The organism is Streptomyces sp. KPB2 (assembly GCF_003950055.1).
Taxonomy (GTDB): domain Bacteria; phylum Actinomycetota; class Actinomycetes; order Streptomycetales; family Streptomycetaceae; genus Streptomyces; species Streptomyces salinarius.
This window is the reverse complement of sequence record NZ_CP034353.1, coordinates 4842409-4855070: the sequence shown is the minus strand read 5'-3', so window position 1 is coordinate 4855070 and position 12662 is coordinate 4842409. Positions and strand designations below refer to the sequence as shown.

Below are 12662 nucleotides of genomic sequence, written 5' to 3'. Positions count from 1 at the left end.
GAACGGCCCGGGGGCGGGGGCCGCGGTGTGCCGCCGGAGCGGGCGTGAAAAGGCCCGGCGCCGGAGGCGGTGGGCCTCCGGCGCCGGGCTTCCCCCGCAACCCCCGTGTGCGGTGGCTGGTGGGCCGGGTGCTAGTCCGTCGCGATGGCGTTCAGGACGTTCATGCGGCCGGCCCGGAAGGCCGGGACCAGGGCGGCGAACAGGCCCACGAAGGCCGATCCGACGAAGACCCCGATGATCGTCGGCCAGGGGATGTCCAGGACGTTCAGCCCCTCCAGGGCGAGCAGCTTCTGGGCCGTGGCGCCCCAGCCCATGCCCAGGCCGAGGCCCAGCAGGGCACCGAAGAGGGCGATGACCACGGACTCCATGCGGATCATGCGGCGCAGCTGGCGGCGGGAGAGGCCGATGGCCCGCATCAGGCCGATCTCCCGGGTCCGCTCGACCACCGACAGCGCCAGCGTGTTCACCACACCGAGGACCGCGACGATGATCGCCAGGGCGAGCAGGCCGTAGACCATGTTCAGCAGCTGGCCCACCTGGTCCTTCAGCTCCTGCTTGTAGTCGGTCTGGTCGGCCACCTGGTACTGCGGGTAGGCGTCCAGGGACTTCTTCAGCGCGGCGTACGCCTGGTCGGCCTGGCCGTCCTTCGCCTTGGCGAACATGATCATGTTCGGCGGGACGTTCTCGGCCGGCAGGTACTTCTTCATCGTCTCGATGCTGATGTACCGGGCGCCCTGGTCGATGGCCACGTCGTCGCTGGTGATCGCGGCGACCTTGAGCTTCGCGGTCTCGCCGCCCTTGAAGGCGACGGAGACGGTGTCGCCGACGTGCACGCCGTGCTTCTCGGCGTAGTCCGAGCCCACCGACATGGCGTCGGTGCCGTAGGCGTCGGCGAGCTTGCCCTTCGTCGTCGCGCGGCGCACGTCCTCGGCGTAGGTGGGGTCGGCGGCCGTGACGCCGTCGTCGTCCGTCTTGCCGTCGGGCGAGGTCAGCGTGGCGTCGAGCACCTTGTAGCGGGTCACGTGCTCCAGGCCGGGGGTGTCGGTCATGGCCTTCTCGGCCTGCGGCACGATCCGCTGGTTGCCCTGGACGATGAAGTCCGCGCCGACCGTCTTGTCCAGCTCACTGGTGGCCGAGGCGACCATGGAGGAACCGACGACGGAGAGACAGGCCACCAGTGCGAGGCCGATCATCAGGGCGGCGCCGGTCGCGCCGGTGCGGCGCGGGTTGCGCAGGGCGTTGCGCTCGGCCAGCCGGCCCACCGGGCCGAAGGCCCGCAGCAGCACCGCGCTGATCACCCGGACCACGAACCCGGCCAGCAGCGGGCCGATGACGACGAACCCGATGAGCGAGAGCACGATGCCCGCGCCCAGCATCATCGAGCCCTCGCTCGCCTTGTCGGCGGAGGCGGCCGTGAGCAGGGCGGCGGCGCCGGCGCCGGTGAGCACCAGGCCGATCAGGCCGCGTATCCAGCCGGCCTTGCCGTCGGCCGGCGTACCGGCGTCGCGCAGGGCGGCCATCGGGGAGATCTTCCCGGCCCGGCGGGCGGGCAGATAGGCGGCCAGGACGGTGACCACGACACCGAGGATCAGGCCGATCACGGGGGTCGCCGTCTTGATGGTGAGGTCGTCGGTGGACAGGTTCATGCCCGCCGCCGACATCAGCTTCATCAGGCCGATGGCGATCCCGACACCGGCCGCGACGCCGAGGACCGAGCCGACGACCCCGAGGAGGAGCGCCTCGACCAGCACGGAGCGGTTGACCTGCCGGCGCGAGGAGCCGATGGCCCGCATCAGGCCGATCTCACGGGTGCGCTGGGCGACCAGCATGGAGAAGGTGTTGATGATCAGGAAGATGCCGACCAGGAACGCGATCCCGGCGAAGCCGAGCATGGCGTACTTGATGACGTCCATGAACTCGCCGACGTCCTCGCGGCCTTCGTCGGACGCCTCCTTGGCGGTCTGGACCTTGAAGGTGTCGCCTCCGAGGGCTCCGGAGACGTTCTTCTTCAGCTGAGCGTCGGTCACACCGGACGCCGCGGTGACGTTGAACTGGCTGAACCGGTCCGTGCCCCCGAGCAGTTCGCGCTGGGCGGTGGGGGTGTCGAAGTAGACGACCGCGGCACCGGGGTTGGTGACGGTGAAGGAGGCGATGCCGACGATCTTCGCCTTGAAGTCGCCGGTCTGCGCGATGGTGCGCAGCTCGTCGCCGATCTTCAGGTCGTGCTTGTCGGCGGTGTCGGAGTCGACCATCGCCTCGGTCGGGCCGCGCGGGGCGTGGCCGGAGGTGATCTCCATGGACCGCAGGTCGTTCTTGGTCCAGTTCCCCGCGATGGTGGGGGCGCCGTTGGTGGCTCCCACGTTGTCGTTGTCGGAGTTGACGACGGTCACGTTCATCGAGGCGACCGCGCCCTCGACGGACTCCACGCCGTCGACCGAGCGGATCTTCTCCAGCGTGGACGCCGGCAGCGACTCCGGCACGCCGTTCTGCGGGGTGTCCTCGGCCTTGGCGTCCTTCGGCGCGACCGTCACGTCGGAGGAGGTGACCGCGAAGAGCTTGTCGAAGGTGGTGTTCATCGTGTCCGTGAACACCAGCGTGCCGCAGACGAACGCCACCGACAGCAGCACCGCCACCGCCGAGAGCGCCATGCGGCCCTTGTGCGCGAAGAAGTTGCGCATCGAGGTCTTCACGACGGTCATGACGTGCGCCCCCGGGCGTCGAAGTCCTTCATGCGGTCGAGGACGCCTTCGGCGGTGGGCTGGTACATCTCGTCCACGATCCGGCCGTCGGCGAGGTACAGCACCCGGTCCGCGTAGCTGGCGGCCACCGGGTCGTGGGTGACCATCACGATGGTCTGGCCCAGCTCGGTGACCGAGCGGCGCAGGAAGCCGAGCACCTCGGCGCCGGCGCGCGAGTCCAGGTTTCCGGTCGGCTCGTCACCGAAGATGATCTCGGGCCGGGCGGCCAGGGCCCGCGCCACGGCGACGCGCTGCTGCTGGCCGCCGGAGAGCTGGGTGGGCCGGTGCTTGAGCCGCCCGGCGAGACCCACGGTCTCCACGACGCGGTCCAGCCACGCGCGGTCGTACTTGCGGCCGGCGATGTCCATGGGCAGCGTGATGTTCTCGATCGCGTTGAGCGTCGGGAGCAGGTTGAAGGCCTGGAAGATGAAACCGATCCGGTCCCGGCGCAGCTGGGTGAGCCGCTTGTCCTTCAGGCCGGTGATCTCGGTCTCGTCCAGGTAGATCTGGCCGCCCGTGACGGTGTCCAGGCCGGCCAGGCAGTGCATCAGCGTGGACTTGCCGGAACCCGAGGGGCCCATGATCGCGGTGAACTGACCGCGGGCTATGTCCACGTCGACGTGGTCGAGGGCGACCACCCTGGTCTCGCCCGAACCGTAGGCCTTCACGACCTGCCGCGCTCGCGCGGCAACGGCCGTACGCCCTCCCGTGCTCCCGTGTGCGGGAATACTTACGGCCGATGTCATGTCAAGTCTCCTATGTCGGTCATCGAGTGAGCCGCCGGTGCCCGGCGCGACGTCCGTGCCGCCGCGCCCGCACTTGCTGCTGTCTCGAAGAGTCTGGCCGGAACCGGGGGCCGACCGCGCTGGTGTTCAGCGCAGTCTTTTACTGAGGAAAACCCCACCCCCGCGGGTCCGGTTCACCGCCCCCCAGCGGCGTAAAGCCAGACTAAGGACGGCCCCGGGCCCGTCTCGTCCTCCGTCGGTACGAACCCTCCCCGAGCCGTAGTACGGAGGTACCCCTAGGGGCAGTCCGCCTCCGGGCGGAGCGGGTCTCGGGGTCGCCCTCCTCCCTGAGACGCATCGAGCATCCACCCTGACGCCGCGTCAGGGGCAAGCCGATGCGGGCCGTCACTCCACCGCGCGGCCCGTCAGGGAACTCAGGCTGCTGCGCACGGAGTCCATCTGGGCCTGCAGTTCGTCCCACCGCTCCCCGTGCTCGCGCAGCACCCGCTCCGTGTCGCGGGCGATGCGCTCCTGACGCACCCGGGCCTCGGCGACCAGCTCGGCCGCGCGGGCCCGGGCCTCCTCCTGCCGCCGCCCGGCCGCCTCCCGGGCGGCGGTGAGTTCCCGCTCCGCCTCGCGCGCGACCTGCTCGGCCCGCGCCACCAGCTCCGCGTGGTGGGCGTCCAGGGCCCGCACCCGCTCCTCCTCGGCGCGCTCCGCCGCCGCCCACCGCTCGGCCAGCTCCCCGCTCTGCTCGGCCGCCGTTCCGGTGCTGCGCCGACGCGCCTCGCGCAACGCGGACAGCGCCTCCGCGCGCCCCGCCTTCACCTCGCGCCGCGCCTCGATCCGCACCTCATCGGCCTCCGCACGCGCCGCGAGCAGCACCTGCCGGGCCCGTTCGTCGGCCTCGGCGCGTACGGCGTCGGCGTGCGCCCGGGCCGCCTCCCGCACCCCGGCCGCGTGCGCCCTCGCGGCCTCCATCAGCTCCTTAGCGGCGACACGCGCCCGCTCGCGCACCGCCTCGCCCTCCGCCTCGACGAGCCGGAACACCTCGCGCGCGCTCTCCCCCAGCACCTCGTAGTCCTGCGAGGTGAGCTGCTCGACCACCTCCTCCAGGTCCCCGAGGTCCGCCTCCATCTCCCTGGCCAGCACGGTGAGTCGGGCGGCCCGCTCCCAGGCCGCGTCACGCTCCTCGGAGAGGGCCGCGACGTACGCCTCCACCTGCTCGGGACGGTAACCGCGCCCGCGCCCGCGTACGGTCACGAAGCCGTGGGGGGACGCCGATGCACCGCTCATGCCCATCACCCCTGCATCACCCTTGGCCCGCCTCGCGGTGGACCTGCCGCATCACATGGACCCGTCCGACTCTATGGATCGGGCGCAAGCGCACATAATCCGACACACCGCACACAAACGGGCGGGGCCCGGCCGACCCACAGATCGACCGGGCCCCGCCCGTCGGGCACCTCAGCGGCGCGAGCGCCTCACAGCAGCCCGTCCCACATCTGCTCGAGCAGCACCGACCACCAGCTCTCCGGCGAGCCGAGCGCAGCCGGGTCCAGCGCGGCCAACTGCGCCTGGAAGTCCACCGTCCAGCGGCCCGCCTGCTCCTGGTTCAGACCGAACCTGAGCCGCCACATCCGGCCCAGCAGCGCGAGGGAACGCGCGAATTCCGGCAGCCCCGAGTTCACGAACTGCGGCGGCACGGGCGCACCGCCCGGACCCGCCTCCACCGGCACCGCCACGATGGCCGCCGTGCCGTACTGCACACAGATCGCGCGGCCGAAGTCGCTGCCCACGACGAGGTACGACCCCGCGTCCGAGGCCGGCTGTACACCGCGCTCCGCCGCCAGCTCCGCCAGCGTCGGCACCGGGCGCCCCGGCTGGGCCTGCGCCCAGAAGAACGGGCCCATGTCCATCGGCAGCCCCGCGGCCACCAGCGTGTGCGCCACGACCGGCGGCACCCCCTGCCGGGACACCGCGGCCTGCTCGAACCGGAACACGCCCGGCCCGAACGCCGCCGCCAGCTCCTGCCCGATGCCCTCCGGCGGGATCGGCGGCGCCGGCTGCACCTGCGGCAGCGGCGCCCGCACCGGCGCCGGACGCGCGGGGCCGTCGGCCACCTGATGCAGCTCGCCCTGGTGCGCCAGCAACTGCTGCATGCCCTGCTGCCGGCTCGCGTGGTCCAGACCGTACGGCGCGATCGAGGTGATCCGCGCCTGCGGCCACTGCTCCCGGATCATCCGCGCGCAGTACGCGCCCGGCAGCTCGCACGACTCCAGCTCGGTGTGCAGCTCGAGCACCTGGTCCGGCGGCACGTTCATGGAGCGCAGCTCGTGGAACATCTGCCACTCCGGGTGCGGCGTACCCGGCGCGGAACGCCGGATCAGCTGCTGCTCGGAACCGTCCTGCGCGCGGTAGCGCAGCACGGCCTGGTAGCCGGGACCGACGGTCGGCTGACCGGTGGGCTGCGGCGGATACCCGTACGCCGGCGGCTGCCCCGGCCCGGGCTGCCCCGGCGGCGGTACGGCGCCGGGCGGGGCGGGTACGGCGCCGGGCGGGGGCGGCGGCGCGCCGATGCCGCCGGGACCGCCCAGGGAGGGCGACGCCAGCACGGTCTGCGCGTGGTGCACGGCACCGCTCGCACCCCCCGCGGAACCGGGCGGGGGCACGGCACCGGAAGCGCCCGGAGCGGCCGGAGGAGGCGGCGGCGGCGTACCCGGGCCGGAAGGCGCCCCGGGCACACCGGGAGCACCCGGAGCGGGGGGAACGCCAGGAGCCGCGGGCGGGCCGGGAGGTCCGGGAGGTTGCGGGGCACCGCCGCCGGTACGGCCCGGGTCGGCCAGCATCGTGGCAGCGTGATGCATCCCGCCCGGCGGCGTCCCACCCGGCGCGTTCGGCGCACTCGGCGGGGGCGGCGGAGTACCCGGCGCTCCCTGACCCGCGGGGGGCTGCGGAGCGCCGGGCGGGGGCGGCGTACCCGGAGCGCCCGGCGGAGGCGGCGTCGACGGACCACCGCCCGGACCCTCGGGGCCCAGCGACGACACCAGCTGCGTCGGCACGTACCCACCCGCCGGCGTGCCCGGCGCCGGAGTCCCCGACGGCGCGGGCGTACTCCCCGGACGCGCGCCCGGCACACCCGGAGCGCCCGGCGGAGGCGGCGTCGACGGACCACCGCCACGGCGCGGCGGAGGCGTCGCCTTGCTGGTCGCGGCGTCGGCGAGGTCCCCGGCGTTCGACGCGAGCGGCTGGGGCGGCGTGGCGGGCGATCCCGGACCGGGCGCCCCCTGGCCAGGCGCCCCCGGACCGGCGGACGGCTGCGCCGCGGGCGGCGTGGGGGGTGCGGGCGGCGGCGTACCCGCACCGGCGGACGCACCCGGCGAGTTCGGGCCGGCCGGAGCACCCGGCCCACCCGGCGCGTTCGGGTCGCCGATCGCCGGCGCGAGCGCCGTCGGCGGAAGCTGACTGCCGCCCGACATCAGCGCCGTCTTGGCGTCCGGCGTCGTCGAGGGCGGCGGCGTGTCGTCGTCGACACCGCTCAACGGCGGCGCGAACACGGTCTGGGGCAGCGGCACGGAACGGTCCTCACCGGCATCCGCGTTGGTGTCCGTCCCCGCCCACGGGGTCGCCCCGGCTGGCGCGCTCGGGGCACTCGGCGCACTCGGCGTACCGGAACCACTCGACGCACCCGACGCACCCGCGCCCGCCCCCGAGTCGCCCGAGCCCGCGGCCGGCCACCCCGCACCACTGCCGGACGAGGCGTCCGCCGACGCCGCCGGAGCCGACGGCACCCCGGCCCGCGTCTCGGGCAGCCCGCCACCGGCGCCGGACCCGACACCAGCACCCGCACCCGCACCAGACCCGGCGGCAGACCCCGCACCCCCGGTGCCACCGCCGTCCTGCCCCTCCTGATCCCCCCGTCGGCGATCCGGAATACCGATCCGGTCCGCCGCCTCCTGCAACCACTCCGGCGGACTCAACAAGAACGACGTCTGATTCAGATCGACCCGCGCCGCGGGCGCCGCAGCCGACGCCTCCGCCTCGTCGGGACGGCCGTACTCCTCCTCGTACCGGCGAATCACCTCACCCACCGGCAACGAGGGCCACAGCGTCGCCTCGCCACTGTCCCGGGCGATCACCAGCCGCTGCGCACCCCCGTCCGAACGCGGACCGTCCGCACGGTCCTCCGCCCACACCACGAACCCCAGGTCGAACTCCCGCACCCGCACCTCGCGGTGCTGGTACGCCGGCAACTCGCCGTTGACCCACTCCTCCGCGCGCTCCTGCGCCTGCGCGAACGTCACCATCGTCAGCTCACTCCCCTACCGACGCCGACGCGGGCACCGCACGCGCGAACCCGCCGTCCACCATCAGGTTCGCCACCGTCTCCAACTCCGGCGGGGAGCCCGCCAGACGCGACAGGAACGCGTCGAAATCCTCACCGCACGGCAACAGCAGCCGCTCCACACGATCCGCCGGCGGCCACGACGGATCCACGTCCCGCACGTCGTCGTACGCGCAGAACCACACCGAACCGATCCGCTCGCCCTTCACCTTCACGGCGAGCAGACCGCCCTGGACGAACGCGACGGCCAGAAAGTCCTTCGTCAGGTGGTCCCGCAGACACTTGTTCACATAGACCAGGTCGTTGACCGCCGCCTCCTCACGCACCGTGAAGAACGGCTGGTCCACCAGCAGCCCCAGCTCCGCGTCGAGCGCCGTACCCACCGGCGCACACCCGCCCGCCGCCTTCAGGAACGACCGGTACGCACCCGGCAGCCGGTACCCGAGGTCCTCCTCGACCCCCTGCACCTGCTGCTCCGTGACGGCCACCCCCGACTTCGGCAGCCCGAAGTGCGCCGGACGCGTCTCCTGCAACGGCCGCGTGCCCCGCTTGGCCTGGTCCACCGCCGCCGTCGCGATCCCGCCGTGGTGCCGCAGCAGCGCCTTCACCTCGACCGGCACCAGCTCCATCCGCCGCGAACCCGCCACGTGGTGCCACGTCCAGCCGTGCGGCGTCGCCACCGCCGGCACCGTGTCCCACAGCTCGTGCCCCGACGCCGACAGGGCCGCGTTCGCCGACACGTAGTCCGTCAGCCGCAACTCGTCGACCCCGAAACCCTCCGGCGGATCCGCGATCTCCGCGACCGCACGCGCGTACGGCGAGAAATCGGGGTAACCACCCGCGTCCACCCGTACCCCTCTCGGGTGACGGGCCGCACGCACCGGATCCGGGAAATGCACGACCTGCCCGGCATAGGCCGCGTTCGGCGGCGCGGCTGCTTGCCCGAGCCGACCTGTCGTCATGGCGGTTGCCCCCTGCGGCGTCTGTCTGCTGCCAGATCCCTCTGATCTGCCTGCACTGTCTTGTCCCCGCGTCCGATCGCGGTGCCGACAGCCTATGCGGTACCGCCAGAGGGGTCACCGGCACCGGACCCCGCACCCCGCCCCCGCACCCCCGCCTCCGTGACCAGCCGTCACCCTCCCGTGACACACCGCCCATACCCGGGCGTGTCGCCACGCCCCAGCTTCCGCAGCAGCCACGGGATTTGGCACCCTGTGACCTCCGGGGGGATGCTCAGGAGGGGAAACGATCATGACTGCGACACAGACGGGACCCGACACCGGGCGGTCCGACGACCGCCGCGGCGGCGACCCCCGCATCGGCTGGAGCAGCACCGACACCACCCAGGCCCCCACCCTCCGGCACCGCCGCGACGGCATACTCCCCACCGTCGCCGCCGCCCTCTCCGTACGCGGCACCACCCTCACCGGCACCGCCACCCGCGCCGACACGCCACCCGCCCTGCACCACCTCGTCCAGGACTTCCTCGACACCCTCACCAGCGGCCAACGAGACCGTTACACCGGACGCTGCGCCGAGACCATCCTCATCTCACGACACCTCGCCACCGCCGACGCCGCCCGCAGCAAACGCGCCGCACGCAAACCCATGACCAACGGCGAAGCCCGCAAAGCGCTCAAACACGCCAAACTCACCACCCGCCGCATCCGCGAGGACGGCGACCCCCTCCACGGCGCCTTCGCCGCACCCTGCCGCGCCTGCACCGCCCTCACCGCCCACTTCGGCGTCCGCGTCGTCGACCCCACGACGAACGACGACTGAGACGACTGACCGGCACCCACACCACCGACCGACCCCGCCGCACCAGCCGACGAAACGAACCAGGGCAGATGCAAGCCGACCGCACCTCCACCACCCGCTTCCCCGTCCCCGTCGACGCCGCACTCCGCGACGCCGGCTGGCAACCCGGACGCTGGGACATCAAGCAGGCCGAGATCTGGGCCGACACCCTGCGCGAACACACCTCACCCGCAGGACACCGCCACACCGTCTTCCCCGCCGCCGTCGAAGCCTGGGCCGAATTCGGCGGACTCCACATCACCCCCACCGGACCGGGCCGCCAGATCGCCCCCGCCACCCTCCACCTCGACCCCCTCCACGGCCTCCACATGGCCCGCACCCTCGGCGACCTCGGCCGCGCCCTCGGCACCCACACCTGCCCCCTCGGCACCGAAACCGACAGCCAGGCCCTCATCGCCATCGACACCGAAGGCCGCGTCTACGCCCTCGACCACACCGGCGACTGGTACCTCGGCCCCACCATCGACACCGCCCTCGCCACCCTCGTCGCCGGCACCCAGCCCACCCGCCTCACCGCGCACTGACGGCCGGCCCACGCCTACGAGGCCGGAATCACCGCCGACACCCGGAAACCGCCCGCATCCGTCGGCCCCGACACGAACACACCCCCCAGAGCGGCCACCCGCTCCCTCATCCCCACCAGCCCATTGCCCCCCGACGGCAACCGCGCCGACGCCTCACCCGACAACTCCGGCGGCGGCTCGTTCTCCACCTGCATCGCGATCTCCGACACCCGATGCGCCAACCGCACATGCGTCTTCGCGCCCGCCGCATGCTTGTGCACGTTCGTCAACGCCTCCTGCACCACCCGGAACGCCGTCGACTCCACCTCCGCCGCATACGCGCGCTGCTCCCCCTCCACGGACAGATTCACGACCATCCCGGCCGCCTCCGACTGCCCGATCAACTCGTCCAGCTCCGACAGACACGGCCCGTCCGACGACGACTCCCCGTCCCCCGCCGCCCGCGACGCCGCCGCCGCGGCAGCCACCCCCACCGCCGCCAACGGCACCGACGCCCGCTCCGCACGCGCGCCCTCCCCACCGCTGCGCAGCACACCGAGCATCTCCCGCAACTCCGTCAGCGCCTGCCGCCCCATGTCCCCCACCAGGGCCGCGTTCTTCACCGCCTTCTCCGGGTCCTTCCGCGCCACCGCCTGCAACGCCGCCGCGTGCACCACCATCAGACTCACCCGGTGCGCCACCACGTCGTGCATCTCCCGCGCGATCCGGGTCCGCTCCTCACCCCGCGCCCACTCCGCGCGCTCCTCCGCCCGCTCGGCGAGCAACTGCAGCTCGCGCTCGAGACTGTCCGCCCGCTCCCGCAGGCTCTCCATCAGCCGACGCCGCTGTCCCACGTACAGACCCAGCAGCAACGGCGGCGCGGTCATCCCCAGGGACGTCGCGATCGACGCGAACGGAAGGAACCAGTCCCCCAGCTCCAGGCCGTCCCGCGTCATGTCCTGCCCCAGCCGCACGAACGTCACGACCAGGGTCCCCAGGAACGTCATCCCGGCCAGCGCCCCGATGATCCGCCGCGGCAGCTCCGAGGCCGCCAGCGTGTACAGGCCGACGACGCCCATCAGGAAGCCCATCTCGGCCGGCGTGATGGCGAGCGCCACCAGCACCACCGCGATCGGCCACTTCCGCCGCACCACCAGCACCGAACCGGCCAACAGCCCGAACAGCACCCCCGCCGCGGTCGGAATCCCGGCGTCCCGCGCGAACGGAACCCCCTCCGCCGCACACTCCAGCGCGGACACGACACCGAGGCTCACATCGAGCACCGCACCGCGCCGCCTGTCCCACCACCAAGGCCCACCCCGGGCCGGTACGTGGTCTTCCCCCGTCGTGGTCATGCCTCCAGCCTACGGGCGCCGACCGCCCCTTTTCCGGTGACTTTCGACAAACGATACGACGCGATATCCCTCGAACTGGTGAACCCTGGACCGTTTCCCTCCGGAGGCGAAGATTCCGGCCGGACGGTATGCCCATGGCACGTTCACAGAACAAGTACGCGGACTTCGAAGAGCTGCGGGAGCGGGCGGTGGCGCTGCGGCGGGCCGGCTACAGCCTTCGACAGATCCGCGACGAGCTGAAGGTCTTCAACAACGACATCCTCAGCCGACTGGTGAAGGGTGAGCCGCCGCCGGAGTGGACCAAGCGGCCGCGCGCGAAGGACGACCTGCGAGATCGGGCACGCGAACTACGCCGTCGAGGGTGGACGTACGACCAGATCGAGGCCGAACTGGGCTGCTCCAGGAGCTCGGTGTCGTTGTGGGTGCGGGACCTGCCGAAACCCGAACCCCGATACACACCGCAAGAGCAGCAGACGCTGATGCGGGCCGGGCTCGCGCGTCTTCGTAGCGCTCAGGACGAGGAGCGACAACGCACCAAGGAGGAGGCCAAGCTGGCCGTCGGCGACCTGTCGGCCCGCGAACTCTTCCTGGTGGGCGTAGGCCTGTACTGGGCAGAGGGAGGAAAAGACAAGCCGTACGACCGCCGCGAGAACGTCGTCTTCGTCAACAGCGACCCGGGCATGATCAAGCTCTTTCTGGCCTGGCTCAACCTGCTCGGAATCGAACGTGAGCGCCTCCGGTTCACGGTCGTGATCCACGAGAACGCCGACGTGGCGGGCGCGGAGCAGTTCTGGGCCGAGCTCGTCAGCGTCGATCGGAGCGCCTTCAACAAGACGACACTCAAGCGGCACAACCCCAAGACGGTGCGCAAGAACGTTGGCGACTCCTACCGGGGCTGCCTGGTGATCAAGGTCTTGAAGGGCGCCGAGTTGTACCGCCGCATCGAAGGGGCATGGTCCGGGCTGGTATTGGCAGCCGAACAGCGGACGCCGTAGGCTGACTCCCGGCATTCCCGGGTTGCTCTGTCGGTAGGGGCGACTGGACTTTGAATCCAGGTAAGACGCAGGTTCGACTCCTGCCCCGGGAGCTCCCAAGCGGGCCCTGACTCCACAGTCAGGGCCCGCACTCATGTCCCCCACAAACCACCCCGGTATCCTGCGGATGTCCACCCCCAC

General features: G+C 72.4%; 9 protein-coding genes and 1 tRNA gene. 4 read left to right on the top strand and 6 right to left on the bottom strand.

Annotation, left to right across the window (positions count from 1 at the left end; genetic code table 11):
- Positions 1–131 precede the first annotated feature (131 nt).
- The 5 genes from D1J63_RS21880 to D1J63_RS21860 form a co-directional block, all read right to left on the bottom strand.
- The gene (locus D1J63_RS21880; RefSeq protein ID WP_125630999.1) at positions 132–2699 is read right to left on the bottom strand and encodes an FtsX-like permease family protein; all 2568 of its coding nucleotides are present in this window, start codon (positions 2697–2699) and stop codon (positions 132–134) included.
- Positions 2696–3484, bottom strand: coding sequence for an ABC transporter ATP-binding protein (locus D1J63_RS21875; protein WP_125630996.1), 789 nt, complete (start codon positions 3482–3484; stop codon positions 2696–2698). Before D1J63_RS21875 ends, D1J63_RS21880 begins: the two co-directional genes overlap by 4 nt.
- Positions 3485–3868: 384 nt before the next feature.
- Positions 3869–4759: a cellulose-binding protein gene (locus D1J63_RS21870; protein ID WP_125630994.1), complete on the bottom strand. Its 891-nt coding sequence runs from the start codon at positions 4757–4759 to the stop codon at positions 3869–3871.
- A gap of 188 nt (positions 4760–4947) precedes the next feature.
- Entirely contained in the window at positions 4948–7770 is a 2823-nt protein-coding gene (locus D1J63_RS21865) for an SUKH-4 family immunity protein (RefSeq protein WP_125630992.1), read from the bottom strand.
- Positions 7771–7777: 7 nt separating this feature from the next.
- Positions 7778–8770, bottom strand: a complete 993-nt coding sequence (locus D1J63_RS21860; protein WP_102929434.1) for an SMI1/KNR4 family protein — start codon at positions 8768–8770, stop codon at positions 7778–7780.
- Between the two features lie 289 nt (positions 8771–9059).
- Here D1J63_RS21860 and D1J63_RS21855 point away from each other — a divergent pair, with 289 nt between their 5' ends.
- Positions 9060–9590, top strand: a complete 531-nt coding sequence (locus D1J63_RS21855; protein WP_102929435.1) for a YwqJ-related putative deaminase — start codon at positions 9060–9062, stop codon at positions 9588–9590.
- Positions 9591–9658: 68 nt separating this feature from the next.
- Complete coding sequence (locus D1J63_RS21850) at positions 9659–10153, top strand: SUKH-3 domain-containing protein (protein WP_102929436.1); 495 nt, start codon at positions 9659–9661, stop codon at positions 10151–10153.
- A 14-nt stretch (positions 10154–10167) separates the two neighbouring features.
- Here D1J63_RS21850 and D1J63_RS21845 read toward each other — a convergent pair whose 3' ends face one another.
- Positions 10168–11487, bottom strand: coding sequence for a histidine kinase (locus tag D1J63_RS21845; RefSeq protein WP_125630990.1), 1320 nt, complete (start codon positions 11485–11487; stop codon positions 10168–10170).
- A 134-nt stretch (positions 11488–11621) separates the two neighbouring features.
- On the opposite strand from D1J63_RS21845, the gene D1J63_RS36780 reads away from it, so the two are divergent.
- Entirely contained in the window at positions 11622–12482 is an 861-nt protein-coding gene (locus D1J63_RS36780; RefSeq protein WP_164712916.1) for a hypothetical protein, read from the top strand.
- 15 nt (positions 12483–12497) lie between these two features.
- Positions 12498–12574: transfer RNA gene (locus tag D1J63_RS21830), tRNA-Gln, on the top strand.
- Positions 12575–12662: the final 88 nt, after the last annotated feature.